Source organism: Nonomuraea sp. NPDC051298 (assembly GCF_055586305.1).
Window position 1 is genome coordinate 270964 of record NZ_JBVJIM010000005.1, and the last position, 26796, is coordinate 297759.

Below are 26796 nucleotides of genomic sequence, written 5' to 3' on the forward strand. Positions count from 1 at the left end.
TGGGAAAAGACCTGGTCAAGTATGGTCCCCGTGTTAGATGCCCACGTGCGGCAGTGCGGACCAGTAGGCTTTTCCGAGTCCGTTCAGGGAGAGAAAGGGGTCGCGCTTGTATTTGAAGACCCTGACCCTGCGCGGATTCAAGTCCTTCGCCTCCGCGACCGCCCTGCGTTTCGAGCCGGGCATCACCTGCGTGGTCGGTCCCAACGGCTCCGGCAAGTCCAATGTCGTCGACGCCCTGGCCTGGGTGATGGGCGAGCACAGCGCCAAGTCGCTGCGCGGCGGCAAGATGGAAGACGTGATCTTCGCGGGCACGGCCAACCGGCCCCCGCTCGGCCGTGCCGAGGTCACGCTGACCATCGACAACACCGACGGCGCGCTGCCGATCGACTACACCGAGGTCACGATCAGCCGGTTGATGTTCCGGTCGGGGCAGAGCGAATACGCGATCAACGGCGACACCTGCCGCCTGCTCGACATCCAGGAGCTGCTGTCCGACTCGGGCATCGGCCGCGAGATGCACGTGATCGTCGGGCAGGGCCAGCTCGACGCCGTGCTGCACGCGGGTCCTGAAGACCGCCGGGCGTTCATCGAAGAGGCCGCGGGCGTGCTCAAGCACCGCAAGCGCAAGGAGAAGGCGCTGCGCAAGCTCGACGCGATGCAGGCCAACCTGACCCGCGTCCAAGACCTCGCCACCGAGCTGCGCCGCCAGCTCAAGCCGCTGGGCCGGCAGGCCGAGATCGCCCGCAAGGCCGCCGTCATCCAGGCTGACCTGCGTGACGCCAGGCTCCGGCTGCTGGCCGACGACGTGTGCATCCTGCGCGCCACCCTCGAACGCGAGGCCGCCGACGAGGCCGCGATCACGGCCAGGCGGCAGCAGGTCGAGACCGAGCTGGCCGAGGCGCAACAGCGCGAGACGGCGCTGGAGGCCGCCGAGGGCGAGACCCAGCCCCGTCTGGCGGCCGCCCAGGAGACCTTCTTCCGGCTCTCCTCGCTGCGTGAGCGCATCACCGGCCTGGAGCAGCTCGCCGCCGAGCGGCACCGGCACGCGCTCGACGCCGCCGCCATCGAGCGCCGCGGGCGCGACCCGGAAGACCTCGAACGCGAGGCGACCGAGGTCCGCGAGCGGGAGCTGATCCTCAGGGCCGAGCTGGAGCAGGCGCAGGAGCTGCTGGAGGAGTCCGTCCAGCGGCGGGCCGAGGCCGAGGCCGAGCTGAACGCCGAGGAACGGCGGCTCGCGCTGGCAGCCAGGGCCGCCGCCGACCGCCGGGAGGGGCTGGCCAGGCTACGCGGCCAGGTCGACTCCGTACGCAGCCGGGCCAGGGCCGCCGAGGAGGAGATCGGGCGCATCCAGCAGGCCGTGGCCGGCGCGGGCGACCGCGAGCGGCGGGCCAGGGAAGACCTGGAGGCCCAGCGGCTGGAGGAGCCGGCCGTCGATCCCGCGCTGGCGGAAGAGCTGGCCACGGCCCAGGCCACGGTCGAGGAGGCCAGGGCGGCGGCCGACGAGGCACGAGCGGTGGCGCAGGAGGCGGCGTCGGGGCTCGACGCGCCGCGCGCCGCCCTGCGGGCCGCCAAGGCGGGCGTCGGCACGGCCCGCGCCACCGACCAGGAGGCGCAGCGCGCGGTGGCCGCCCTGGCCGCCCGGCGCGAGGCGCTGGAGCTGGGGCTGGCCAAGGGCGACGGCGGCGCGGCGCTGCTCGACGCGGATCTCGGCGGGGTGCTGGGGCCGCTGGCCGCCTCGATGCAGGTGACGCCGGGGTCCGAGGAGGCGGTGGCCGCCGTGCTCGGGCCGCTCGCCGAGGCGATCGCCGTCAAGAGCCTCGACACCGCCGTGGAGGCTCTCGACCTGCTGCGCTCGCAGGGCGCCGGGCGGGCGGCCCTCCTGGTCGCGCTCCCCGACGGTCGCGGTGCGGACGGTCGCGGCGCGGAGGACGGCGACGCCGGGTTCGATCCTGAGGGCCAGGCTGGCGCGAGGTCCGATCGCGGCGGGGCGGAGGCTTACGGCCGGGCCCGGCCCTCGCGGGCGGAGGCGCCCGGTGGGGGACGGTGGGCGGCCGATCTCGTCACGGTGCCCGACCATCTGCGTCCCGCCCTCGATCACGTGCTCGCCGACGTCGTGGTCGTCGACGACCTGGAAACCGCGCGCGCGCTCGTCGAACGGCACCCCGGGCTGCGGGCCGTCACCACGCGGGGCGACCTCGTGGGCGCACACCTGGCCGTCGGCGGCGCCGAGGGCGGCACCTCCGTGCTCCAGGTACGCGCGGCGCTCGACGAGGCCGTCAGGAACCTGGAGGAGGCCGAGTCCAGGGTAGAGGAGAGCGCCGCCGCGCTCGGCGAGGCCGTCGAGGGCGAGCAGGCCGCCCAGGCCGCGCTGGAGGCCGCCCAGGCGCACGTCACCGAGGCCCAGACCGCCGTCACCACCGCCCAGGCCGGCGTGAGCGCCGCGCAGGGCGCGCTCGACCAGGTCAGGGGCCGCCAGCGGGAGGCCGACCAGCGCAACGCCGCGGCGGCCAGGAAACTGGCCCAGTTGGAGGCCGCCGCCGTCGCGGCCCGCGACGAGGCCGAGCGGCTGGCCCAGAGCGTGGCCAAGGCCGAGGAGTCCCGCGCCGAGCGGCTGGAAGAGCTGGCCGAGCTGGAGATCCGGCTGGCCGAGGCCGAATACGCCCAGGAGCTGGAGTCCGAGCCCACCACCGACCTGCGCGACGACCTGGCGAGCGCCTGCGACGCGGCCAGGCAGCGCGAGATGGATACCCGCCTGCAGGTGCGCACGGCTGAGGAACGCGTCAAGGGCATCGAGGGCCGCGCCGACGGCCTGCTCAGGGCCGCGCGGCGGGAGCGCGAGGAGCGCGCCCAGGCGGCCGCCCAGCGCGCCCGGCGCAGGCGGCAGGCCGCCGTGGCCGAGGCCGTCAGCAAGGGCGCCAGGCAGGTGCTCGCCGCCCTGGTGACCTCCGTCCAACTCGCCGCCAGGGAACGCGACGAGGCCGACCTGGCCAGGGTGGCCGTCGACGCCGAACTCAAGCAGGTACGCCTGCGCGTCCGCGAGCTGGGCCAGGAGCTGGACAAACTGGTCAACCGGGTGCACGGCAGCGAGGTGGCCCGCACCGAGCAGCGGCTGCGCCTGGAACAGATGGAGCAGCGGGCGCTGGAGGAATACGGCGTCGAGGCCGAGGCGCTGATCGCCGAGTACGGCCCCGACGTGCCGGTGCCCGGCGAGCCGCCCGTGCCGTACGCGCGTGCGGAGCAGGAGAAGCGCGCCAGGGCGGCCGAGCGGCAGATGAACCAGCTCGGCAAGGTCAACCCGCTGGCGCTGGAGGAGTTCGCGGCCCTTGAGGAGCGGCACGCGTTCCTCAACTCCCAGCTCGAGGACCTCAAGAAGACCAGGCGCGACCTGCTGACCGTGGTCAAGGAGGTCGACGACCGGGTGGAGCAGATGTTCGCCTCGGCGTACGAGGACGTCGCCCGCGAGTTCGAGCAGATCTTCACCAGGGTCTTCCCCGGCGGTGAGGGCCGGCTGGTGCTCACCGAGCCGTCCGACATGCTGACCACCGGCATCGAGGTCGAGGCCAGGCCGCCGGGCAAGAAGGTCAAGCGGCTGTCGCTGCTGTCGGGTGGCGAGCGTTCGCTGACGGCGGTGGCGTTCCTGATCTCGATCTTCAAGGCGCGGCCGTCGCCGTTCTACGTGATGGACGAGGTCGAGGCCGCGCTCGACGACACCAACACGCAGCGGCTGCTGACGTTGTTCGAGGAGCTGCGGCAGAGTTCGCAGCTCATCGTCATCACCCACAACAAGCGCACGATGGAGATCGCCGACGCGCTCTACGGCGTGTCGATGCGGGGCGACGGCGTGACACAGGTGGTCAGCCAGCGGCTCAGGGAGCGCGAGTCGGCCTGACAGTGGCGGTCGCGGTGGGCGGGTCGGCCTGATGGCGGTGCGGCTGCGCCTGATCGGTGTGGCCTTGTGCGTGACCATGGTGGTCGATCTGGAAAACTGACATCTTGTGGATGGTTACCTCGGCGTCATCGTGATCGTGGCCGTCGTCGCCCTGCTGGCGGCCGGCGGTCTCTTCCTGCTGTTCAGGCCGGGTCGCAAGGCGGCCCCGCCGGTCAAGCCGCCAGAGGCCCCCGTGCTTCCCGAGCGGGAGGCTCGGCCCGCGGGAGCGGGCGAGGAGGCCGAGGGCGCTACCACCACGCTCCCGCCGCCGGTCAAGCCCGCCGAGCCGGTCGTGGTCGTGCCCGAGGTGGAGGTTCCGCCGCCGTCCGCGGGGCGCATGGTGCGGCTGCGCTCGCGCCTGGCCCGCTCGCAGAGCGCGCTCGGGCGCGGGCTGCTTGAGCTGCTGTCGCGCGACCGGCTCGACGACGAGGTCTGGGACGAGATCGAGGAGAGCCTGATCACCGCCGACGTGGGCGTCGCGCCGACCCAGGCGATCGTCGAGGAGCTGCGCACCAGGGTCAAGGTGCTCGGCAGCCGCTCGCACGACGAGGTGCGGGCTCTGCTCAAGGAGCAGCTCCTCGCCCAGGTCAACCCCGACCTCGACCGTACGCTGCACGTCGCCAAGCACGGCGAGCGGCCGGCGGTCGTCCTGGTCGTGGGCGTCAACGGCACCGGCAAGACCACGACCACGGGCAAGCTGGCCCGTTCCCTGATCGGCGACGGCAAGAAGGTGGTGCTGGGCGCGGCCGACACCTTCCGCGCCGCCGCCGCCGACCAGCTCCAGACCTGGGGCGAGCGGGTCGGCGCCGACACCGTGCGCGGGCCCGAGGGCGGCGACCCGGCCTCCGTGGCGTTCGACGCGGTGGGCAAGGGCATGGAGGAGAAGGTCGACGCCGTCATCGTCGACACCGCCGGCCGCCTGCACACCAAGACCGGCCTGATGGACGAGCTGGGCAAGGTCAAGCGGGTCATCGAGAAGAAGGCCACGGTCGACGAGGTGCTGCTGGTGCTCGACGCCACCACGGGCCAGAACGGCCTGCGCCAGGCCCAGGTGTTCGCCGAGGTGGTCAACATCACCGGCATCGCCCTGACCAAGCTCGACGGCACGGCCAAGGGCGGCATCGTCATCTCGGTGCAGCGGGAGCTGGGCGTGCCGGTCAAGCTGGTGGGGCTGGGCGAGGGGCCGGACGACCTGGCGCCGTTCGACCCCGAGGTGTTCGTGGACGCCATCCTGGGCGACTGAGTTCCGGTTGTCCGGTAATTGCCGACGTATCAGCCCTTACCGGATAAATCTTGATCGACGATTTTTAGTGTGTTGATATGTAGCGGTTCATAAAAGATCGTTCGGGTTTCGTGTGTACGTGAAATTCCGCATGAACGTGAGAGGCCGTCCATGAAAAAGATCGTCGTCCACCGGCCAGGCACCGTGAAGCCGACCGCCGCAGCCGCGCCGAGGCACCACGCCTGAGCCACAGGCCGGCGTCCCGGCGGGGGCGCCGGCCGCACCGGAGCACGGAAGAGACACCACGTGGACACGATCTTCCTGGACGCCGACCGCCGGATCGGCGGCCCCTACACCCTGGGCGCGGCCCTGCTCGGCCACCTGGTGCCCGCCGCGCTGGAACGACGGCCCTCCCTGGTCGCCGCGCACGACATCGAGATCCGGGCCGCCGCGCCCGGCCTGCGTGCGGCGGTGCCCGCCCGCAGGCGTTCGCTGGCCGACGACCTGCCCCGGGGGCAGCGCGTGCTGGTGCCCGGCGTGCGCCGCAGCCTGCGGATCGCCAACGGGCTGGCCGAGTTCGTCCGCGACCACCTGGCCGGCTCGGGCCCGCTCACGCTGGTCGTGGCGAACCTGGGGGAGGCCGACCACACCGACGCCGAGCTGGTGCGGGTGCTGCGGCGCAGGCTCGACCCCGGGCTGCTGAGCGTCGAGGAGGGGCCGTCGGCCCCCGGCTCGGGCCCGTTGCCGGCCGACTTCGACCGCTTCCGCGACGAGGGCTTCCACCACGCCATGGCGGAGTCGGGGCTGGAGGCGCTGCGCGGGGTGGCGTACGCGGACGACCCGGAGCGCTGGCAGCACCTCCTGCTGCGGGTGGCCGCGGCGCTGGAGGCCGTCGAGCGCGAGGACGAGGCCCGCGACCTGTACGACCGGCTCAGGCGCGAGAGCACCGACCCGAAGCACCGCGCCACGGCCGCGTACGCCACGGCCATGACCCTCGTACGCCACCACGACCGCGCCCGCCGCGACCCCGAGCAGGCCCTGGCCTGGATCAACGAGGCCGTCACGATCACCTCCCTGCTGCCCGACGCCCGGGAGCGGGCCTTCCACCTCGGGTTCGACCTCAACGGCAAGGCCCTGGTCGAGGTGCGCAGGGGCCGCCGCGACGTCGCCATGGAGCTGGTGGAGCAGGCCATCGAGCTGGCCGAGACGCACCTGGCGGGCGAGCACCCGATCCACCGGCTCGTCCTGTACGCCAACAGGGCCCAGCTCCTGGCCATGGCCGGGAGGCGGGAGGCGGCGCTGGCCGACTACACGCGGGCCGTCGAGGCCGACCCCGGCTATCCCGACTACCACCTCGACCGGGGCAACCTGCTGCACGAGCTGGGCCGTCCGGCGGAGGCATTGGCCGACTACGAGGCGGTGATGCGGCTCAGCCCGCCCTTCCCCGAGGCGTACTACAACCGGTCGGAGGTCCGCTACGCGGCGGGCGACCTGGCAGGGGCGCGCGCCGACCTGGACCACACGCTGGAGCTGGACCCGGCCTTCGCCCCCGCGTACGTGAACCGCTGCGGCCTGCACGCGGCCGCCGGAGACCACGTACGCGCCCGGCAGGACGTGGAGCGCGGCCTGGCCCTGGTCCCCGGCGACCCCCACCTGCTGTGCGTGCTGGGGCAGGTGGAGCTGGCCGAGGGCCGCCGCCGGGAGTCGGGCCTGGCCTTCGACCTGGCGCTGGAGGCGGACCCGGAGCTGGTGGCGGGCTGGGCGGGGCGGGCGGAGCTGGCGTTCGAGCGCGGCGACAACGAGACGGCGCTGGCCGACCTGACCCGGGCGCTGAAGCTGGAGGAGACGGCCGAGCTGCTGTTCAACCGGTCGGTGGCCTACCGGGCGGCGGGCCTGGCCGGACCCGCGCGCCACGACCTGCTCAGGGCCGCCGAGCTGGCCCCCGACGACGAGGACGTGCGTCAGGCGCTGTCGGAGACGTGAGCGGAGCGGGTGCCGATCGGGACGACCAGCGGCGTGCCGGCCACGGGGTCGGCGATGACCTTGGCGTCCAGCTCGAACACCTCCCGCAGCAGTTCCTCGGTCAGCACCTCGTGCGGGGTGCCCGAGGCGACCACCCGGCCGGAGCGCATGGCCACCAGGCGGTCGGCGTAGCGGGCCGCCAGGTTGAGGTCGTGCAGGACCATGACGACCGTGCGGCCCGCCTCCCTGTGCAGGTGCCGGACGAGCTCCAGCACCTCCACCTGGTGGGCCAGGTCGAGGAACGTGGTGGGTTCGTCGAGCAGCAGCAGGTCGGTGCCCTGGGCCAGGGCCATGGAGATCCACGCCCGCTGCCGCTGCCCGCCCGACAGCTCCTCCAGCGGGCGCTCGGCCAGGTCGGCCAGGCCCGTCATGTCCAGCGCCGCGGCGACCGCGCCCTCGTCGTCGGACGACCACTGCCGGTACCACGTCTGGTGCGGATGGCGTCCCCTGGCCACCAGGTCGGCCACGGTCAGCCCTTCGGGGGCGGTGGGCGCCTGCGGGAGCACGCCGAGGATCTTGGCCACCTCGCGGGTGGGGATCCTGTCGATGCGCTTGCCGTCCAGCAGCACCTCGCCGCCCTGGGGCTTGAGCAGCCGGCCGAGTGCGCGCAGCAGCGTGGACTTGCCGCAGCCGTTCGGGCCGATGATGGTGGTGACGGTGCCCGCCTCGATGCCGAGGTCGAGCCCGTTGACGACGAGGCGGTCGCCGTACCCGAGCTTGACGTCGGCGGCCTGCAGTCTCACTTTCGCGACCTCCAGATCAGATGGATCAGGTACGGTGCGCCCAGCACGGCCGTGACGATGCCGACGGGCAGCTCGATGGGCGAGAACACGGTTCTGGCGATCAGGTCGGCGGCCGTGGTCAGCACGCCGCCGACGACCGCCGAGCACAGCAGCGGGGGCTGACCCGAGCGGGCCAGCCGCAGCGCGATCTGCGGCGAGGCCAGGGCCACGAACGCGATCGGCCCCGCCGACGCCGTCGCCACGGCGGCCAGCAGCACGGCGGCCAGGATCATCAGGGCGCGGGCCGGGTTCGTCCGGACGCCGAGCGCGGCCACCGTGTCGTCGCCGAAGCGCAGGGCGTCGAGGGAACGGGTGCCGAGCAGGGTCAGCGGCACCAGTACGGCAAGCGCCAGCGCCGTCGGCGCCACGTGCTCCCAGCCCCGGCCGTTGAGCGAGCCGCTGATCCAGACCATGGCGCGGCCGGTGTCGGTGACGTCGCCGACGGTCAGCAGCCAGAACTTGACGTTGGTGAACACGGCGGCCACGCCGATGCCGACCAGAACCAGCCGGTAGCCGTCGAGGCCGCGCCGCCAGGCCAGGCCGTACACGACGACCGCGCCGACCAGGCCGCCGAGCAGCGCGAGCGCGGGGATGCCGACGCCGGCCAGCAGGCCGCTGACGCCGCCGGTGACGCTGCCGCTGCCCACCACGCCGGCCACCACCGTGACCGAGGCGCCCGTGGTGACGCCCAGGATCTCGGGGCTGGCCAGCGGGTTGCGCGCGATCGACTGGATGATCGCGCCGGACAGCGCGAGCGCGGCCCCGACCAGGGCGCCGGTGAGCGCGCGGGGCAGGCGCAGCTCCATGATGACGAAGTGGGCGGGGCTGTCGACGTCGAACGTGCCGCCGATCACCTCGGGCAGCGTCAGGTCGATGTCGCCGATGCGCATGTTCAGCGCCATGAGCAGGGCCAGCAGGACGAGCCCGGTGAGGGTGACGGCGATGCCGCGCGGGCGTACCTGCCAGGACAGGCCGCCGACGCGAAGGGGGAGGGTGGTCATCACAGTCGTACGGGCTTCCTGCGGCGTACCAGGGCGACGAAGAACGGGGCGCCGAGCAGCGCGAGCACCACGCCCACCTCCAGCTCGCCCGGCGGGGCGACCAGGCGGCCGATCACGTCGGAGACCAGCAGCAGCGCCGCGCCGATCAGCCCGGAGAACGGCAGCAGCCACCGGTGGTCGGTGCCCGACAGCGGCCGGGCCAGGTGGGGCACGATGAGCCCGACGAAGGCGAGCGAGCCGCAGGCGGCCACGGAGGCGCCGGTCAGCAGGGTGACGGCGGCCACCCCGACGGTCCGGGTCATGGGGATGTTCTGGCCGAGGCCGCGGGCGACGTCCTCGCCGAGTGAGAGGGCGTTCAGCGCGGGGGCGTTCACCATGGCCAGCACCAGGCCGGCCACGATGAACGGCAGCACCTGCCAGAGCACGTCGGCGCCCCTGGACGCGATCGAGCCCGCCTGCCAGAAGCGGAACACGTCCATGGCCTGCTCGTCGAGGAGGACGATGGCCGAGGTCATGGCGTACAGGAGGGCGCTGACGGCGGTCCCGGCGAGCGCCAGCGTGACCGGGGTGGGGCTCCCCCTGCCCCCCACCATGCCCAGCGCGAACACCGCCGCGCTGGCCACCAGCGCGCCCGCCAGGCCGAACCAGATGTAGCCGAGCAGGCTGGAGACGCCGAACAGGATGATCGACGACACCATCGCGAACGCCGCGCCCTGCGTGACGCCGAGCAGCCCGGGGTCGGCGAGCGGGTTGCGGGTGTGGCCCTGCATGAGCGCGCCCGCGACGCCGAGCGCGAGCCCGGCCAGCACGCCCAGGGCGGTCCTCGGGAGGCGCAGGGAGCGGATGACGATGTCGTTCTCGGTGCCGGTGGGGGCGGTGAGCGCGTGCCAGGCGTCGGCGAGCGGGACGGACTTGGAGCCGATCGTGATGCTCAGCACCACGGCGACGGCCACGGAGGCGAACAGGACGAGCAGGACGCCGAGCCTGCGCCGGTGAATGCCGTGGAGACGCGGGGCGACGGCGGTTGCGCTCACCCGTGTCCTCCTCGACGATTGCCCGATCTCGCTGAAGTATGCCAGCTTAGGCAGGGCTAACCTAATTTAGGTATGCCTTACTCGTCGTTGGTCAGCCGGTCAGGAAAGCGCGCAGCTCAGCCAGGTGGGGCTCGATGTCGAGGCCCTGGCCGGCCAGCCAGCCGGGGTTGCCGTACGTGCCGCGGTAGCGGTCGCCGCTGTCGCACACCAGCGTCACGATGCTGCCCCGCTCGCCCGCCGCGCGCATCTCGGCGATGAGGCCGACGCAGGCCGCCAGGTTCGTGCCCGTCGAGCCGCCCACGTCGAGCCCGGTGACCTCGCGCGTCCAGCGCATGGCCGCGATCGAGCGGGCGTCGGGCACCGCGATCATGCGGTCGATGACCGTCGGCTGGAACGAGGGCTCCACGCGCGGCCGGCCGATGCCCTCGATGCGCGAGCCGGGGGTCGTGACCGAGGCGTCGCCCGAGACCCAGCTCGGGTAGAAGGCCGAGCCCTCCGGGTCGGCGACGGCCAGGCGGGTGGGGTGGCATCGGTAGCGGATGTAGCGGCCGATGGTGGCGGAGGTGCCGCCGGTGCCGGCCCCGACCACGATCCAGGCCGGCACCGGGTGGGGCTCCATGGACATCTGTGAATAGATTGATTCAGCGATGTTGTTGTTGCCGCGCCAGTCGGTGGCCCGCTCCGCGTAGGTGAACTGGTCCATGAAGTGGCCACCGGTCTCTGCGGCCAGGCGGTGGGACTCGTCATGGATCGCGCCTGGGTCGTCGACCAGATGGCATTTCCCGCCGTAGAACTCGATGAGGTGGCATTTCTCCGGGGAGGTGGACGCGGGCATGACCGCGATGAACGGCAGGCCCAGCAGCCGGGCGAAGTAGGCCTCGCTGACGGCGGTCGATCCGCTCGACGCCTCCACGATCGTCGTGGCCGGGCCGATCCAGCCGTTGGCCAGGCCGTAGAGGAACAGGGAGCGGGCGAGCCGATGTTTGAGTGAACCAGTTGGGTGCACCGACTCGTCTTTCAGATAAAGGTTTACTCCCCAGCGCGGGGGCAGCGGAAAGACGTGGAGATGGGTGTCGCAACTTCGGTTGGCGTCGGCCTCGACCTTGCGAATGGCCTCCGCCACCCAGCGGCGCGTGCCGGTATCATGGCGGTCTGTGAATCTCACCCTCCATACGCTATCCCATGTGACTTTCGCCACTATTCCGACAATATTGGGTGGGTAGTGTTATGCTAACGAGACTTGTCCGGCCGTGGACGTGACCACGCACGCCGCGAGCAGATGGACGAAACCCCCTGCTGAGCGAGGCGGAACCTCCCTAACGCATCCCTTACCTAGGACTTGGGAGGATGGAACCGCCGTCAGGCGGCCTGTGCCGAAACGGGGGATAGCGCAAGGGGGAAATGATTTTGATCACTATGACCGATGAGCAGCGTCAGGACTGGTTCGAGCGCGATGTCGTGCCCGTGACGTCGCAGCTTTTCGCCTCCGCCATGCGTCTGACCCGCAACACCGCCGACGCGGAGGACCTGGTGCAGGAGACGGTGGCCAAGGCGTACACGTCGTACCACCAGTTCCGCGAGGGCACCAACCTCAAGGCGTGGCTGCACAGGATCCTGACCAACAACTTCATCAACGACTACCGCAAGAAGCAGCGCTCGCCCAAGCTGTCCGCCGCCGAGGACATCGAGGACTGGCAGTTGCACGCCGCCGAGTCGCACAGCTCGACCGGCCTGCGCTCGGCCGAGACGGAGGCGCTCGACCGGCTGCCCGACAGCGTCGTGATGAACGCCCTGCGCTCCCTTCCTGAGGACTTCCGCGTGGCCGTCTACCTGGCCGACGTGGAGGGCTTCGCGTACAAGGAGATCGCCGAGCGCATGGGCACGCCCATCGGCACCGTGATGTCGCGGCTGCACCGTGGCCGCCGCCAGCTCCGCGGGATGCTGGAGGAGTACGCCCGCGAGGAGGGCGCCGTGCGCCTCCCCGCCCAGCGCGCCGCCTGAGTCAGGCTCGAAGGCCCGCCCGCGACCCCCGTGGTGGGGTGAGTCGTAGACGAGCGGAACGTGGCAGGGCTAGGGGTGCTGTGCGACGGCGATGAGCGCCACCGCGGCGAGCGCGCACACCACCCCGGCGACCTGTACGGCCCGTAGCCGCTCCCCGAGCACCTGCCTGGCCAGCAGCAGCGTGCTGGCCGGGTAGAGCGAGACGAGCACGGCGACGAGGCTGAGCAGCCCGCCCCGCTGTGCCAGGAGGTAGAGCACGTTCGCGGCCATGTCGAGCACCCCGGCGGCCACGATGATGTGCAGCGAGCCGGGGCCCGGCCTGAGCCCGCGGCGGGTGAGCAGCGCGAGCAGGACCACCGCGGACACCGACGACATGCGCGCGCCGACCAGCGGCCACAGACCGGCCTCGTGCGGCGCCATGGCCAGCAGGATGAAGAAGCCGCCGAACCCCGCGCCCGCGGCCAGGGAGGTCAGCACCACGGGGAGCGAGACCCGTCCGCCCCCGGACCTGTCCTGGCTGACCAGCAGCACCGCCCCGAGCGCCAGCGCCACGCCCACCAGCGCCCACACCTGCGGCCGCTCGCCCGACGCCAGCCCGAAGACCACGGGCAGCGCGGCCGAGGTGACCGCGGTCGTCGGGGCCACGACCGACATGACGCCCGTGGCCAGCGCCCGGTAGAACAGCACCAGCCCGGCCGCCCCCGACAGGCCCGCGGCCAGCCCCCAGGACAGCGCGGCGCCGTCGTACGCGCCGGGCAGCAGCGGTAACAGGCCGAGGATCAGCGCCAGGCCCGCGGCCTGCGAGAGCGCCACGACCGACAGCACCTGGGAGCGCCGGGTGGCCAGGCCGCCGAAGAAGTCGGCCGTGCCGTACACGATCGCGCAGGCGGTCGCCAGGATCACCGTCACGGCGGACTCCCCTCTAGTTCAATGTATTGCACTGGTAGTACACCACATAGAGTACATTCCACTGCAAATCCAATTCACTACACTGCACTTCCATGGAAGATCCGGAGCTGGTCAACCAGGCCATCGCGAACAACGTCCGCGCCCAGCGCGCCCACCGCGGGCTGACCCTCGACGCGCTGGCCGCCAGATCGGGGGTGAGCAGGGGCATGCTGGTGCAGGTCGAGCAGGGCCGGACGAACCCGAGCGTCTCCACGCTCACCCGCATCGCCTCCGCGCTCGGGGTCACCGTGGCCCGGCTGGTGGAGGTCGCCGACGTGCCGACGGTGCGGGTGGTGGACAAGTCGGAGGTGGTCACGTTCCACCAGGGCGACGTTCAGGCGCGGCTGCTGGTGGGCGCCGACCTGCCGATGATCATGGAGCTGTGGGACTGGCGGCTGGCCCCGGGCGAGCACCACGACGGCGACGCGCACCCGCCGGGCACCCGCGAGATGCTGACCGTGCTGGAGGGCGAGCTGACCCTCACCGTGTACGGCAGGAGTCACGTGATCGGCAAGGACGCCGCCGTGCTCTTCACCGCCGACCGCCCGCACCGCTACGCGAACCGGGGCACCGAGGAGCTGAGGTTCGTCATGGTCGTGGCCGAGCCGAGAGAGGCCCAGGACGTGCCCCCGGCGTACGCGCCGCGCGACCCGCACGAGTGAACAGGCGACTTCCTGACAAATAACCTGACCAATAAGCGGGAAAGCCCGACGGATGACCCGGCGGAGTTTCATGATTACTCCATGTCTTGGACGGCTGATGCCCGTGGCTGGGTACATCCCCTGTGTGCGGTGGCCGCCCCCGTCGGCGGGCCCGGACGGCGAGCGTCGGCAGGGGGTGACGTGTGAGCGAGGCCCGAACGGCGACGGAGAAACTCCAGACGGAGCTGCACGGCCTGGGTGTCACCAGCGCCTACGAGGTCGGCGATGACGAGACCATCTCCGTGTGGATCGGCCTGGTTGTGCGCTATAGAGATGGTTTTTACCGTTGGCAGGAAGGGCCGGTGAAACGTCGGCATCTGGGTACGGATCCGGTCGGATGTGCCATGCGCGTGGCGCGCCGCTTCCAGGAATTGCAGGCGGATATCCCACTCTGGTGGGACGACCTGGTCAGGGAGCTGCGGGGGGCACCGGTCCAGGATTATCCGTAGGCCCCCGCATGCGGCGTTTCGGGGGGAAGCATGCGCGTATGGGCCCTGCCGCTGGCCCTGCTCGCCCTGGTGGGTTGTGTCACGCAGTCGGTGCCACGCCGCCAGCAGCAGTCGAAGGTCGTACCTGCCCGGCCGCCGGTCGCGGTCGATCCGGTCGCCCTGGCCAAGAAGCTGGTATCGATGCAGTCCGGTTGGCCGCGCAGCCGCAAGTTCGACTGCGCCCGGCTCAAATGTGTGGCCCTGACCTTTGACGACGGGCCCGGCGAGCACACCTGGCGGCTCCTTGACATGCTGAGCGCGCGTGACGTCAAGGCCACGTTCTTCGTCGTCGGGCAGATGGTGGCGGCCGACAAGGGCGGGCATATGACTCGGCGCATCGTGGACGACGGCCACGAGATCGGCAACCATTCGTGGAGCCATCCGGCGCTCACCGGGCTGTCGCACGAGGCGCTCAGACGGGAGTTGGAGCACACCGAGGAGATCGTGCAGCGGCTCACGGGGGTGCGGATGCGGGTGATGCGCCCGCCGTACGGGGCGACGAACGAGGAGGTCGCGGCCGAGACCCGGCGCGAGGGCCTGGCCCAGATCATGTGGAACGTCGACACCATGGACTGGCGGGACCGGGTCGCCTCCGTCGTGGCCAGGCGGGCGGGCAGCGCCAAGCCCGGGTCGATCATCCTCCTGCACGACATCCACCGCAGCACCGTGGACGCCGTTCCCGAGATGCTCGACACGCTCGGCAGGAAGGGCTACACCTTCGTCACCGTCTCGGAGCTGTACGGCAGGACTCCCTCGCCGGGGCGGATGTACATGGAGCGGTGATCGGCTTCCCGGGTTGTCGGCCGGCCATGGCACCCTTGTCGGCATGGGTTTCACCGGCTTTCCCGACGAGGCGTTCCTCTTCTACGAGGGGCTCGAGGCGGACAACTCCAAGACCTACTTCGCCCGGCACAAGCACCTCTACGAAGACTGCGTGCGGGCGCCCATGGCGGCGCTCACCGACGAGCTGGCCGGGGAGTTCGGGGGTGCCCAGCTCTTCCGGCCCTACCGCGACGTGCGCTTCTCCAAGGACAAGTCGCCGTACAAGACGCATCAGGGCGCGTTCGCCGACCTGATGCCCGGCATCGGGCTCTACGTCGAGCTGAGCGCGGCGGGGCTGTTCACGGCGGGCGGCGTCTACACCACGGCCGCCGACCAGGTGGCCCGCTACCGGGCGGCGGTCGACTCCGACCTGTCCGGCAAGCCGCTGGAGTCGATCACCGAGTCGCTCGTGGCCGCGGGCTGCGAGCTGCTGGGCGAGCGGCTCAAGACCCGGCCGCGGGGGTTCGAGGAGGACCATCCGCGGATCGAGCTGCTGCGGCACAGGTCGTTGTACGCGGGCCTGCGGTTCGAGCCCGAGCCGTGGGTGCACACGGGAGAGGCACGGGAGCGGGTCGAGCGCGCGTGGCGGTCGTTCGGGCCGCTGGTGGAGTGGCTGGGCGCGCACGTACGCGGGAGCGAGCTGCCCCGCCGCTGACCGGCCGCCGGGCTCGCCGGGGCCTGACGGTCAGCGGGTGGTGGTCGAGCTGCCTGACGGTCAGCGGGTGGTGGTCGAGCTGGTGACCTGGTCGCCCTTGAGTATGCGGTCGACCGTCTGGCCCGCCGCCGACGACGCCACCGTGGTGCCCGCCGCCAGCACCAGGGCCAGGGTCGGCGCGGCCAGGCTGCGTACGCTGCGCAGGTTGCGCACCCGCGCCCAGGGCTCCCCGGCCAGGTGCATGATCCGCCACTCCCAGAACAACCCCAGCCCGATGCACACCAGCATCACCTGGCCCACCACGATGCCCACGACCTGCAGCTTGTCGATGGCCCCGATGTCCGGCTCGGCGAGCGTCGACAGATATCCCGACAGCTCGGTCAGCAGGGCCGCCGCCATCAGGTACAGGGCCTTGGTCATGGGCTGGGTGCCGCGCAGGCGCGGGTAGAAGTAGCCGAACAGGAACCCGAACGCGGGCAGCGCGATCAGGTAGCGGCTGTCGAAGACGAAGCTGGTCAGGTCGACGCCTTCGGGGCGGCCGTACACGAGGGCGAAGGGCAGGCTCAGCAGCAGGGCGACGGTGAAGGCGTGCACGCCGTTGTGCCAGGGCGTGCAGCCCGCGCAGGTCGCGAAGGCCGTCTCCGGATGTTTCCCGTGCCGGTTCAGCGCCCCCTCCAGGGCGTTGCGCTGCTCCTCGAAGTCGGGGATCGACAGGTCGCCCGCGCCGATCCGGCCGCGTCCGATGCGGTAGAGCTCCTGCTCGGAGACCAGCAGGAGGCGACGGTGCAGGGCGGCCCTGACCAGTCGCCGGTGCTCGTCCTGGTCGGCGGGCTCGGCGACGGCCAGGCGCGGGCCGGTGAGCAGCCAGCGCGAGGTCCCCCAGGCCACCAGCGAGGTGACGGCGAGCAGGGGCAGGGGCACGTCGATGTCGGCCAGCGTGGTGCTGCCGCCCGGGGTGACGTACAGCACCATCAGTACGGCGATCATGGTCGACTCGGCGACCGGGTTGTCGATCGCCGGCACCCGCCCGCCGAGCCGCCTCAGCCGCAGCACCAGCATCACGAACCCGAGCAGCAACAACCCCAGCACGCCCCGCACGATCGGGGTGAGCGTGAGGCTGCCGAGCCGGGGCTCCGGCTGCTCGACGGCCAGGCTCCACGACCCCGAGTCCAGCCACTCGGTGGGCCAGCCCTGCACGAGCAGGCTGATGACCACGGCTCCCACGACGGCCTGGCGCTTCCACTGCTTGGTCGCCAGGGCCAGGGCGGCGATCGGGATGAGGGCCCAGGCCAGCGCGAGGCCCAGCCGGATGCTGTCGGGCGGGTACACGCCGCCCAGCACCGCCCGCAGCCACAGCGCCAGCGCCAGCAGCGCGATGGCCGCCGCGGCGGACAACACCGCCAGCCGTACGATCACCGCCCGCACCCCGAGGTCCACGCTGAACGCGACGGCGGAGCCGGCCGCCGCCAGGGCGGCCACCGCCCCGCCCGCCAGCAGGGCCTGGCCGGACAGTTGCCCGTGCAGCCACGACCAACTGAGCATGCCGAGCCCGAGCAGCACGCCCGCCCCGGTCGCGATCAGCAGGTCACGGGTGGTCCACGGCGGGCTGGTGGGGATCATGCGGCCCGCGTGCCGCACCGCGAGCAGGGGTACGGCGACGAAGAGGATCACGTACGCCGCCGCCGACCAGCTCTCGGCGACCAGCGGGATCAGCAGGATGGGCGCCGCCAGCGCCAGCCCGACGAACAGCTCCCGGTTGGGCAGCCGCGTCCACCACCCCTGGCCGAGCGAGCGCAGCAGGAAGACGAGCAGCGCGGCCGCGGTGAGCGCGCCCAGCGCGGTGGCCCACGAGAAGTCGTCGGCCAGCTCCTCGTCGGCGAACCCGTACGCGTCGGGGGCCAGTGTCATGCTCACCGGGTAGGCCCCGACCTCGAAGGTCAGCCGGTCCTCCTGCTCCAGCTCGGGCGTGATGCCCTCCAGCCGCAGCACCCGCCACTCCCCGGGCAGCACGGCGATGGAGCGGCCGGTCACGATCAGGGGGAAGGCGTTGGGGGCGTTGAAGTCCAGCTTCAGCAGGTCGTCCGTGGTGAGCTGGCGCAGGATCGTCACCGTGAACTGCGCCGTGGTCCGCGTCGCGGTCGAGCTGAGGACGGGCGCCAGACGGGTGGTCGGCGCGAGGCCGGGCCCGTCCACCTTGGTGGCGCCGAACGCGGCGTCGGTGACCTGCTGGAGCGTGCCCGGGAAGCCGCCGCCCTGCCGCAGCGCCTCGACGAGCGGGTCTTTCCTGGCCAGATGGAGCCGGTGCACGATGCTCACCTTGACCTGGCGGTTGCGGGGGTCGAGGCGCCCCTCGGGCACCTCTTCCAGGTCGGCCTCGCGCGCTCTGCTGATCGTCACCTCGGTGGAGGCCCTGCGGGCCCAGCGCACCTCGGGATCGGCGCGGCCGGCGGCGGCCACCCACGGGTTGTGCGGCGCCCCGCCCTTGGGCGGCGCAGGGCCTGTTACCGGTCTGGCTGCGACGGTGCACCAAACGATTGCCCCCAACGACACCAGAGCCAGCCCGAACGCGATTGCCATTCGGAGCTTTCCCACAATTTGGATGATTCTCCGGTGCGCGCGATTGTTCTATATCCTCAGGTCACGGTGTGATTACAGCTCTACCATGACAGCGCTTCTTTACGGCACGGCCCGGGGAGTTCCTGGCATCACAGGTGGCTGGGGCGGGGGGTTGACAGCCGACAATAACCCGTGATGCCGGTAATTAGCCGAAAGCCGCGTCTTGTTCGCATTAAGCGAGCAAAACGCGGCCGGTGGGGAACTTCGGCGTCACGCGCGCTTGGCGCGGGCGGCGGCGCGGCCCCGGGTGGCGGCGTCGAGCACCACCTTGCGGATGCGCACGCTCTCCGGAGTGATCTCCACGCACTCGTCCTCGCGGATGAACTCCAGGGCCTGCTCGAGCGACATGGCGCGCGGCGGGATCACCTTTTCCGTCTCCTCGCTGGTGGAGGAGCGCATGTTGGTGAGCTTCTTCTCCTTGGTGATGTTGACGTCCATGTCGTCGGACCGGGAGTTCTCGCCGACGATCATGCCTTCGTAGACCTCGGTGCCGGGCGAGATGAACAGCACGCCACGCTCCTGCAGGTTGAGCATCGCGAACGCGGTCACCGGGCCGGACCGGTCGGCGACCAGGGAGCCGTTGTTGCGGGTGCGCAGCTCGCCGAACCACGGCTCGTAGGAGTCGAACACGTGGTGCACCAGGCCCGTGCCGCGGGTCTCGGTCAGGAACTCCGTACGGAAGCCGATCAGCCCCCGCGCCGGCACCGCGAACTCCATCCGGATCCAGCCGGTGCCGTGGTTGGTCATGTGCTCCATGCGGCCCTTGCGCACGGCCAGGAGCTGGGTGACCGCGCCGAGGTATTCCTCGGGGCAGTCGACCGTCACCCGCTCGACCGGCTCGTGCACCTTGCCGTCGACGAGCTTGGTGACCACCTGCGGCTTGCCGACGGTCAGCTCGTAGCCCTCGCGGCGCATCTGCTCGACCAGGATGGCCAGCGCCAGCTCGCCGCGGCCCTGCACCTCCCAGGCGTCGGGGCGGTCGGTCGGGAGCACGCGCAGCGAGACGTTGCCGACCAGCTCCTTCTCGAGCCGGTCCTTGACCATGCGGGCGGTGACCTTGCCGCCCTTGACCTTGCCCACCAGGGGCGAGGTGTTGGTGCCGATGGTCATCGAGATGGCCGGCTCGTCGACCGTGATCAGCGGCAGCGGGCGCGGGTCGTCGGGGTCGGCCAGCGTCTCGCCGATCATGATGTCGGGGATGCCGGCGAGGGCGATGATGTCGCCGGGGCCCGCCTCCTCGGCCGGCTTGCGCTCCAGCGCCTCGGTCATGAGCAGCTCGGTGACCTTGACCCGCTGGATCGAGCCGTCGGTGCGGCACCAGGCCACCTGCTGGCCCTTGCGCATGACGCCCTGGTGGATCCGGCACAGCGCGATGCGGCCCAGGTAGGAGGAGGCGTCGAGGTTGGTGACGTGGGCCTGCAGCGGCGCGCTGGGGTCGAAGGTGGGCGCGGGGATCGTCGACTTGATGATGTCGAAGAGCGGCTCGAGGTCTTCTGAGTCGGGCATCCCGCCGTCGGCGGGACGCTCCATGGAGGCCCGGCCGGCCTTCGCGGAGGCGTAGACGATCGGGAAGTCGATCTGCTCCTCGGTGGCGTCGAGGTCCATGAACAGCTCGTAGACCTCGTCGACGACCTCCTTGATGCGCGCGTCGGGGCGGTCGACCTTGTTGATGCACAGGATGACCGGCATCTTGGCGCCGAGCGCCTTGCGCAGCACGAACCGGGTCTGCGGCAGCGGCCCCTCGGAGGCGTCGACCAGCAGCACGACGCCGTCGACCATGGACAGGCCGCGCTCGACCTCGCCGCCGAAGTCGGCGTGCCCGGGCGTGTCGATGATGTTGATGGTCATGCCGCCGTGCTTGACCGCCGTGTTCTTCGCGAGAATGGTGATGCCCTTCTCGCGCTCGAGGTCGTTGGAGTCCATGACGCGGTCGTCGACATCCTGGTTGGCGCGGAATGCCCCGGACTGCCAGAGCATGGCGTCGACCAGCGTGGTCTTGCCATGGTCGACGTGCGCGATGATCGCGATGTTCCGCAGGTCGTCGCGGCTGTTCAAAGGCATGATGACGTCTCGCTCTGTGTCGTGGGGGCGGCCGCGCGAAGTCGCGACCTCCTAAGTCTAGTTGATCCCCTCCGATGGCAGGCGCGGGGCAAGATGGCGGGGAGGGTACGCGCGGGCGACGCCGCCGTTACGCCGGTGGGGCCGGTACCTGCCCGAACGCCCACGCGAACGGTGTCCCGCGCCCGTGCCGCGCGCACGGGCCGGGCTCATGGGTACCTATGGTCCGCCTGTGGTCCATACGTATGGTCAGGGGCGCTGGTCTACATAGCTGGTTGCACAATTGTGCGCATGGCAAGCCCCGGCCTGGTCCTTAGATTGGCGGCATGACCTGGACAGAGCTGGTTATGGCAGCCGCACCGATGCAGGGCGATCAGCCGGCGGTGAGCGACGTCAGGACCGGCGAGGTGCTGTCCTACGCGGCCTTCGCGAGACGGGTGACCAGAGCCGCGGCCGGGTTGCGGGCCCAGGGGCTGCGCTACGGCGAGCACGTGCTCGTCAACGTCCCGCTCGGCGCGACCCTGCCCGTGGCGGTGCACGCCGTGGCCTGGGCCGGCGGGGTCGCGGTGCTCGGGTCGACGGGCGCGGCCCGGATGATGATCGCCCAGGACCACTACGACCCCGCGGCGGTCAAGGTGGACCAGGTCTTCTCGTTCCGGCCCACGCCGGGCGCCCGGCCGTTCAGCGAGCTGCTGGCCGGCGGGATGCTGGAGTTCGGGCCGCTGGCGGGGCCCGCGTTCACGCTCGACGGCGTGCGCATGTTCGACAACACCGAGCTGGCCGCCGATCTGCGCAGGGTCTCCATGCGGCTGGTGGTGGGCAAGGACGACGTCCTGATCAGCGCGGTGAGCGAGCCGTTCCGCGGGCTGCGGGTCATCGACCTGGCGATGACCTCCGGCGCCCACGTCGTCGTCCCCCACGAGCCGAGCCTGCTCGGCTGCCGCGTGCTGGCCCAGGAGCGCCGGGCCACCGTGGTCGTCGCCCCGTACGACCTGGCCAGGCGGCTGCTGGGCGACCCCGTTCTGCGTGTCGTCGACGAAAGGGCGGTCGTAAGCTCGCTTGGCCTGTGAAAAGTGCGACACTGTGGGAGAGTGTGATCCTTCCGCGACGCAGGGTGAGCACATGCCAGATTTCCCCCGGCACAACCTTCCGGCCGCGCCCAACCGGTTCGTGGGCCGCGAGAGAGACCTCGACGACCTGCACGGCCTGTTCGGCGAGACCCGTGTGGTGACGCTGTGCGGGGTCGGCGGCATCGGCAAGACCCGGCTGGCCCTGGTGGTGGCCGACGGGCTGCTGTCCGCCTTCCCCGACGGTGTCTGGCTGGTCGAGCTGGCCAGGTTCAGCCGTCCTGAGCTGGTCGAGCAGGAGATCGCCCGGGTGCTCGGCGTACGCGAGGAGACGGGCCGCCCGCTCCTCGACACCATGACCGCCAGGCTGCGCGACCAGCGCTGCCTGCTGCTGCTCGACAACTGCGAGCACCTGGTCGACAGGTGCGCAGAGGTGGCCGCGGCGCTGGTGGCGGCCTGCCCGGCGCTGCGCGTGCTGGCCACCAGCCGTGAGCCGTTGCGCATCGCCAGCGAGCTGATCTGGCGGGTGCCGCCGCTCGACCTGCCCGACCAGGCCAGCCCGGAGGCCGAGTCGGTGCAACTCTTCATGGACCGCGCGGCGGCCGCGGGCACCCGGCTGGGCCCTGAGAGCCTGTCCGACGTGGTGCGCCTGTGCCGGGCGCTCGACGGGCTGCCGCTGGCGATCGAGCTGGCCGCGGCCCGTACGAGCCTGCTCAGCCCCGGCCAGATCGCCGACCGCATCGACGACCGGTTCTCCCTGCTCACCACCGGCGGGCGAACGGCCCCCGCCCGGCAGCGCACGCTGCTGTCGACCGTCGAGTGGAGCTTCGACCTGCTCTCGGCCAAGGAACAGGTGCTGCTGCGCCGGTTGTCGGTGTTCGCCGGAGACTTCGATCTCGACCTGGCCGAGCAGATCTGCGCCGAGCGGCCCATCGCGGCCAGCGAGATCGTCGATCTGCTCGGCGGCCTGGTCGACAAGTCCCTCGTGCTGTGCGACGAGAGCCGCAGGCGCTACTGGCTGCTGGAGACCATCAAGCGCTTCGCGGTCGAGCGCCTCGACCAGGCCGGCGAGCGCGAGGTCCTGCGCCAGCGCCACCTCGACGTGCTGTGCGAGCTGCAGCAGCGCCATTTCGAACGGGAGGTGTTCGAGCAGGGCGTGCCGTGGCCCGAGCGGTTCGAGGCGGTGACCGCGAGCCGCGACCTGATCGACGACCAGCGGGTGGCGCTCGACTGGGCCGCCGAGTCCGGCAACATCGCCCAGGGCCTGCGGCTGTGCCAGACCAGTACGGGGCTGCTGCCCCTGGGCGGCAACCTGACGGAGATCGTCGGCTGGGTCGAGCTGCTGCTCTCGCTCGACACCGACGGCGTGCCCGCCGACCAGATCGCGCACGCGCGGGCGTACCTCGCCTACGGGCTGGAGGCGCGCGACGAGCTGGGCCGCTCGCTGGAGGTGGCCGGGCAGAGCCTGGCCGGCATGGCGCCCGACAACATCTTCCCGCGCTGCGTCATGCACAGCCTCATGGTCGTGGTGCTGCTGCGCATCGGCCGCTCCGAGGAGGCGCTGCACCACGCGGAGGAGGGGCTGGCCCTGGCCCGCCGCTCCGGCGACACCTGGAACCAGGCGGCGGGGCTGGCCGGGCTGTCGGCGGTGGCCCTGACGCGTGGCCGGCTGCGCGAGGCCCAGCGCCACGGCGAGGACGCGCTCACCCGCGCGCGTGAGCACGGCCACCGCTGGATCATGGCCAGGACCGCCGCCCAACTCGGCGCGGTGGCCGAGGCCCGCGGCGACCTGGTGACCGCCAAGGCCCAGTACGAGATGGCCGTGCCCTGGCTGAGCGAGCTGGGCAGCGAGCTGGAGCTGGCGCGTTGCCTGGCCAGGATCGGCCGGGTGGCGGCGATGCTGCACGAGTTCGGCGTCGCGCGTGAGCGGCTGGCCGCCAGCCTCGCGCTGGGCAGGGCGACCGGGCAGCGCCAGGGCGTGGCCCGGTGCCTGGTGGGGCTGTCGGTGCTGGCCGAGTACGAAGGCGACCTGGAGGGGGCCGTGCTGGCCGCGGCGGCGGCGGCCACGCTGCGCCAGGCGATCGGCCAGCATTCGGCCACGAGCAGGATCGAGGAGCTGCTCGGCCGGGCCCGTACGAAGCTGGGCGACGGGCGTACGACGTCGTTGTGGTCGCGCGGCCGGGCGATGAGCCCCGACGACGCCGCCCGCCACGTCCTGGAGGGCGAGCGGCCCGCGCAGCGGGCGCCGGTCGCGGCCGAGCGCGTCAAGCACTCGCTGCTGACCGCCCGCGAGCTGGAGATCGCCAACCTGCTCACCCGCGGCCTGTCCAACCGGGCCATCGCGGAGGAACTGGTGATCAGCCCCGCGACGGTGGCCCGGCATATCGCCAACATCATGGAGAAGCTTGGATATACCTCACGGGCGCAGATCGCGGTCTGGGCCGCCGAGCACCCGAGCCCGTCCCCGTAGCGGGGGCGCGCGCTTCTGCATAGGGATCTGCATATTCCGCCCCATGTGTGCACGAGACGACCCTCCATACCGTGGGCGACATGGATGAGCGCATCGTGATGGTGGATTCGGGCACGGGCCTGAAGCTCACCGAGGAGCAACTGGACGAGAGGTCCGCGGTCGCGACCGTCCAGTTGCGGCGAAGGGGAGTGCGCGCTGGCGACACCGTGCTCATCTGCCTGCCCGTCGGCCCCGACCTGCTGGTGGCGACCGACGCGGTGATCGCCGCGGGCGGCGTCGTGTGGCCCCTGCCCGCCGACCTGGACACCCCGACACTGCACAACCGCATCAAGGAGAGCTGCGCCCGCGTGATGATCTCCAACCTCCCGCAGGCCCTGGAGGCGGCCGACGAGACCCGGGTACGGATCATCATGAGCGTCGCCGACCTGACCGACTCCCGCCCGTCCCCGACCGGCTGCTGACTTCGCGGGCAAAGCGATCCCGCGGGACGGCGCGGAGAGGGAGACTTGACGGCGAAGGAGTTTCTCCCGAGACCACCTGGGCCGCGACATGACCGTGCACGTCCCGCACAATCTGCCCGTTGAGCCCAACCGCTTCGTCGGGCGTGCGCGTGACCTGTCCGAGCTGGGCTCCCTCGTCCGCGACGAACGCGTGATCACGCTGAGCGGCGTGGGCGGCATCGGCAAGACCAGACTGTCGTTGCGCGTGGCGGCGCAGGCGTCCGACCGGTTCGCCGACGGCGTGTGGCTGGTGGAGCTGGCCCGCGTCGGCGATCCCGCGCTGGTGGCGGGTGAGCTGGCCGGGGTGCTCGGCGTGCGCGACGAGATCCCGGGCAGGCTGCTCGACGGCCTGCGCGTACGCCTGCGCGACGCCCGCGCGCTCATCGTCCTCGACAACTGCGAGCACCTGGTCGAGCACTGCGCCGAGCTGGTGGCCGGGCTGCTCGCCGACTGCCCCGACGTGCGTTTCCTGCTCACGAGCAGGGAGCCGCTGCGCATCCCCGGCGAGCTGATCTGGCGGGTGCCGCCCCTGGAACTTCCTGACGAGCAGCACCCCGACGCGGAGTCCGTGCTGCTGTTCGTGGAGCGTTCGCTCGCGGCCGGCGCGCGGGAGGTGGCGGGCAGCATGGACGACGTCATCCGCCTGTGCCGGGCGCTCGACGGCCTGCCGCTGGCCCTCGAGCTGGCCGCGGCCCGCACCCGGCTGCTGAGCCCAGGGCGCATCGCCGACCGCATCGGCGACCGGTTCACCCTGCTCACCGGCGGCGACCGTACGGCACCCGCGCGGCAGCGCACGCTGCTGGCCACCGTGGAGTGGAGCCATGACCTGCTCAGGCCGAAGGAACGCGTGCTGCTGCGCCGGCTGTCGGTGTTCGCGGGGCTGTTCGACCTGGGCCTCGCCGAGCGGGTGTGCGCCGACGACGGCGTCCTGCGCCCGGCGGAGCTGCTCGACCTGCTCGGCGGGCTGGTCGACAAGTCGCTGGTGCTCCACCAGGGCGCGACCGGCCGCTACCGCCTGCTGGAGACCATCCGCCAGTACGCCGCGGACCGGCTGGCCGAGGCGGGCGAGGCCGCCCGTCTGCGCGACCGGCACCTGCGGGTGGTCTGCGAGGAGATGGAGCGCTGCTACGAGGGCGGCTCGCTCGACCGGCGGATGCCGTGGCCGGCCAGGTTCGCGTACTTCACCAAGGGGCGCGGCCTGCTCGACGACTGCCGGATCGCGGTCGACCGGGCGGTGGAGTCGCGCGACCCGGTGCTCGGGCTGCGCCTGGCCCGCGCGGCGCTGGCGATCCTGGCCGTGCGGGGCGACCTGGGCGAGAGCGTCGGCTGGCACGAACGGCTGCTCGCCCTGGACCTGTCGCAGGTGCCCGACGACCTCGTCGCGGTGGCCAAGGGGGCGCTGGCGTACGGGCTGGAGGCCGGCGACGAGCTGGACCGCGCGGCGGAGCTGATCGTGCAGGGGGTCGAGGAGCAGCGCGGGCACCCGTACACGCACTGGCTCGGCATCACGTACGGGGTGGCGCTGACCGTGTTCTTCCGTACGGGGCGGAGCGAGCGCGCGCTGCGTTACCTGAAGGAGCTGGAGGCGGCGGCGACCGCCCACGACGACCTGTTCAACCTGACCACCGTGCGGATCGCCCAGCTCAACCTGGCGCTCTTCCAGGGCCTGCTGCGCCAGGCGCAGCGCTACGGCGAGGAGGCGCTCGCCCTGGCCAGGGAGTCGGGGCACCACTGGGCGCAGGCCAGGGCGCTGACCCACCTCGGCGCGGTGGCCGAGGCGGCGGGTGACCTGGAGGCGGCCAGGTCGTGCCACGGGTCGGCGCTGCCGCTGCTGGAGGGCATGGACAACCGGGTCGAGCTGGCCCGCTGCCAGACCCAGCTCGGCCGGGTCGCGGCGCGGCTGGGCGACTACGCCACGGCGAGGCGGCACGTGGCCGCGGGGCTGGAGCTGAGCAGGCAGGCGGGGCAGCGCAGGGGGATCGTCCGTGGGCTGACGGCCCTGGCCGCGCTGGCGCAGGCGCAGGGCGATCTGGAGGGCGCGGTGCTGGCGAGCGCCGCCGCCACCGCGTTGCGCGAGTCGATCGGTCAGTTCGGCACGCCGGGACGCGTCCAGGAGCTGCTCATGTCTGCCCGCGACGAGCTGGGCGAGGGCCGGGTGGCCCTGCTGTGGGCCAGGGGTGTGGAGTGGTCGCCGGAGGAGGTGGTCAGGCGGGTGCTGGGCAGCGGGGACGGGCCCGCGCCGCTGCCGTCCGTACCGGCGGCGGGCCCCCGGCACGGCGGCCTGACGAACAGGGAACGCGAGATCGCGGCGCTGCTGACCCGAGGGCTGAGCAACCGGGCCATCGGGGTGGAGCTGGTCATCAGCCCGGCCACGGTGGCCAGGCACGTCGCCAACATCATGGACAAGCTGGGCTTCGACACCCGCTCGCAGATCGCGGTGTGGGCGGCCGAGCACGGCCGGGAGACCGGGCGGTCATAAGC

General features: G+C 72.0%; 19 protein-coding genes. 12 read left to right on the top strand and 7 right to left on the bottom strand.

The window, feature by feature from the left end; genetic code table 11:
• Positions 1–106: 106 nt before the first annotated feature.
• The 3 genes from ACZ6S0_RS18240 (at position 107) to ACZ6S0_RS18250 (ending at position 7133) form a co-directional block, all read left to right on the top strand.
• Positions 107–3889, top strand: coding sequence for an AAA family ATPase (locus tag ACZ6S0_RS18240; protein WP_465918625.1), 3783 nt, complete (start codon positions 107–109; stop codon positions 3887–3889).
• Positions 3890–3995: 106 nt separating this feature from the next.
• Positions 3996–5171 (top strand): signal recognition particle-docking protein FtsY, encoded by a 1176-nt coding sequence (gene ftsY / locus ACZ6S0_RS18245; RefSeq protein ID WP_465918627.1) that lies wholly within the window; start codon positions 3996–3998, stop codon positions 5169–5171.
• A 285-nt stretch (positions 5172–5456) separates the two neighbouring features.
• Positions 5457–7133: a tetratricopeptide repeat protein gene (locus tag ACZ6S0_RS18250; RefSeq protein ID WP_465918630.1), complete on the top strand. Its 1677-nt coding sequence runs from the start codon at positions 5457–5459 to the stop codon at positions 7131–7133.
• Here ACZ6S0_RS18250 and ACZ6S0_RS18255 read toward each other — a convergent pair.
• The 4 genes from ACZ6S0_RS18255 to ACZ6S0_RS18270 form a co-directional block, all read right to left on the bottom strand.
• Positions 7112–7915 carry an ABC transporter ATP-binding protein gene (locus ACZ6S0_RS18255; RefSeq protein WP_344881621.1) on the bottom strand — a complete coding sequence of 268 codons (804 nt, stop codon included), beginning with the start codon at positions 7913–7915 and terminating at the stop codon, positions 7112–7114. The genes ACZ6S0_RS18250 and ACZ6S0_RS18255 overlap by 22 nt on opposite strands.
• Complete coding sequence (locus tag ACZ6S0_RS18260) at positions 7912–8955, bottom strand: FecCD family ABC transporter permease (RefSeq protein WP_465918634.1); 1044 nt, start codon at positions 8953–8955, stop codon at positions 7912–7914. The genes ACZ6S0_RS18255 and ACZ6S0_RS18260 overlap by 4 nt, the downstream gene beginning before the upstream one ends.
• Positions 8955–9989: a FecCD family ABC transporter permease gene (locus ACZ6S0_RS18265; protein ID WP_465918638.1), complete on the bottom strand. Its 1035-nt coding sequence runs from the start codon at positions 9987–9989 to the stop codon at positions 8955–8957. The genes ACZ6S0_RS18260 and ACZ6S0_RS18265 overlap by 1 nt, the downstream gene beginning before the upstream one ends.
• 91 nt (positions 9990–10080) lie before the next feature.
• Positions 10081–11154 (bottom strand): PLP-dependent cysteine synthase family protein, encoded by a 1074-nt coding sequence (locus tag ACZ6S0_RS18270; protein WP_465918641.1) that lies wholly within the window; start codon positions 11152–11154, stop codon positions 10081–10083.
• A 251-nt stretch (positions 11155–11405) separates the two neighbouring features.
• Here ACZ6S0_RS18270 and ACZ6S0_RS18275 point away from each other — a divergent pair, with 251 nt between their 5' ends.
• Positions 11406–11990, top strand: coding sequence for a sigma-70 family RNA polymerase sigma factor (locus tag ACZ6S0_RS18275; RefSeq protein ID WP_043618296.1), 585 nt, complete (start codon positions 11406–11408; stop codon positions 11988–11990).
• 69 nt (positions 11991–12059) lie between these two features.
• On the opposite strand, the gene ACZ6S0_RS18280 is transcribed toward ACZ6S0_RS18275, so the two are convergent.
• Positions 12060–12899: an EamA family transporter gene (locus tag ACZ6S0_RS18280; RefSeq protein ID WP_465918645.1), complete on the bottom strand. Its 840-nt coding sequence runs from the start codon at positions 12897–12899 to the stop codon at positions 12060–12062.
• 92 nt (positions 12900–12991) lie between these two features.
• On the opposite strand from ACZ6S0_RS18280, the gene ACZ6S0_RS18285 reads away from it, so the two are divergent.
• The 4 genes from ACZ6S0_RS18285 to ACZ6S0_RS18300 all read left to right on the top strand — a co-directional run bounded on the left by ACZ6S0_RS18285 (position 12992) and on the right by ACZ6S0_RS18300 (position 15604).
• Positions 12992–13600, top strand: coding sequence for a helix-turn-helix domain-containing protein (locus tag ACZ6S0_RS18285; RefSeq protein ID WP_465918648.1), 609 nt, complete (start codon positions 12992–12994; stop codon positions 13598–13600).
• Between the two features lie 182 nt (positions 13601–13782).
• Positions 13783–14088, top strand: a complete 306-nt coding sequence (locus ACZ6S0_RS18290) for a hypothetical protein (protein ID WP_465918651.1) — start codon at positions 13783–13785, stop codon at positions 14086–14088.
• A 30-nt stretch (positions 14089–14118) separates the two neighbouring features.
• On the top strand, positions 14119–14910 hold the full coding sequence (locus tag ACZ6S0_RS18295; RefSeq protein WP_465918655.1) for a polysaccharide deacetylase family protein: 792 nt from the start codon (positions 14119–14121) through the stop codon (positions 14908–14910).
• A gap of 43 nt (positions 14911–14953) precedes the next feature.
• On the top strand, positions 14954–15604 hold the full coding sequence (locus ACZ6S0_RS18300) for a DUF2461 domain-containing protein (protein ID WP_465918658.1): 651 nt from the start codon (positions 14954–14956) through the stop codon (positions 15602–15604).
• Between the two features lie 60 nt (positions 15605–15664).
• On the opposite strand, the gene ACZ6S0_RS18305 is transcribed toward ACZ6S0_RS18300, so the two are convergent.
• Both ACZ6S0_RS18305 and typA read right to left on the bottom strand, forming a co-directional pair.
• A complete protein-coding gene (locus ACZ6S0_RS18305; protein WP_465918661.1) occupies positions 15665–18061 on the bottom strand; it encodes a hypothetical protein in 2397 nt (798 codons plus the stop codon).
• Positions 18062–18430: 369 nt separating this feature from the next.
• Complete coding sequence (gene typA, locus ACZ6S0_RS18310; RefSeq protein WP_465918665.1) at positions 18431–20281, bottom strand: translational GTPase TypA; 1851 nt, start codon at positions 20279–20281, stop codon at positions 18431–18433.
• Between the two features lie 323 nt (positions 20282–20604).
• On the opposite strand from typA, the gene ACZ6S0_RS18315 reads away from it, so the two are divergent.
• The 4 genes from ACZ6S0_RS18315 (at position 20605) to ACZ6S0_RS18330 (ending at position 26794) form a co-directional block, all read left to right on the top strand.
• A complete protein-coding gene (locus tag ACZ6S0_RS18315; protein ID WP_465918669.1) occupies positions 20605–21348 on the top strand; it encodes an AMP-binding protein in 744 nt (247 codons plus the stop codon).
• Positions 21349–21400: 52 nt separating this feature from the next.
• The gene (locus ACZ6S0_RS18320; RefSeq protein ID WP_465918672.1) at positions 21401–23815 is read left to right on the top strand and encodes a LuxR C-terminal-related transcriptional regulator; all 2415 of its coding nucleotides are present in this window, start codon (positions 21401–21403) and stop codon (positions 23813–23815) included.
• Positions 23816–23895: 80 nt separating this feature from the next.
• Positions 23896–24276 (top strand): AMP-binding protein, encoded by a 381-nt coding sequence (locus ACZ6S0_RS18325; protein WP_465918674.1) that lies wholly within the window; start codon positions 23896–23898, stop codon positions 24274–24276.
• Between the two features lie 88 nt (positions 24277–24364).
• Positions 24365–26794, top strand: coding sequence for a LuxR C-terminal-related transcriptional regulator (locus ACZ6S0_RS18330; protein ID WP_465918677.1), 2430 nt, complete (start codon positions 24365–24367; stop codon positions 26792–26794).
• The last annotated feature ends 2 nt before the right edge of the window (positions 26795–26796 follow it).

Excerpts from the sequence above, each read along its gene's own strand:
- ACZ6S0_RS18260 (WP_465918634.1), bottom strand. The coding sequence starts at position 8,955 with ATGACCACCCTCCCCCTTCGCGTCGGCGGCCTGTCCTGGCAGGTACGC.
- ACZ6S0_RS18275 (WP_043618296.1), top strand. The coding sequence starts at position 11,406 with ATGACCGATGAGCAGCGTCAGGACTGGTTCGAGCGCGATGTCGTGCCC.
- ACZ6S0_RS18285 (WP_465918648.1), top strand. The coding sequence starts at position 12,992 with ATGGAAGATCCGGAGCTGGTCAACCAGGCCATCGCGAACAACGTCCGC.
- ACZ6S0_RS18295 (WP_465918655.1), top strand. The coding sequence starts at position 14,119 with ATGCGCGTATGGGCCCTGCCGCTGGCCCTGCTCGCCCTGGTGGGTTGT.
- ACZ6S0_RS18300 (WP_465918658.1), top strand. The coding sequence starts at position 14,954 with ATGGGTTTCACCGGCTTTCCCGACGAGGCGTTCCTCTTCTACGAGGGG.
- typA (WP_465918665.1), bottom strand. The coding sequence starts at position 20,281 with ATGCCTTTGAACAGCCGCGACGACCTGCGGAACATCGCGATCATCGCG.
- ACZ6S0_RS18315 (WP_465918669.1), top strand. The coding sequence starts at position 20,605 with ATGACCTGGACAGAGCTGGTTATGGCAGCCGCACCGATGCAGGGCGAT.
- ACZ6S0_RS18320 (WP_465918672.1), top strand. The coding sequence starts at position 21,401 with ATGCCAGATTTCCCCCGGCACAACCTTCCGGCCGCGCCCAACCGGTTC.
- ACZ6S0_RS18325 (WP_465918674.1), top strand. The coding sequence starts at position 23,896 with ATGGATGAGCGCATCGTGATGGTGGATTCGGGCACGGGCCTGAAGCTC.
- ACZ6S0_RS18330 (WP_465918677.1), top strand. The coding sequence starts at position 24,365 with ATGACCGTGCACGTCCCGCACAATCTGCCCGTTGAGCCCAACCGCTTC.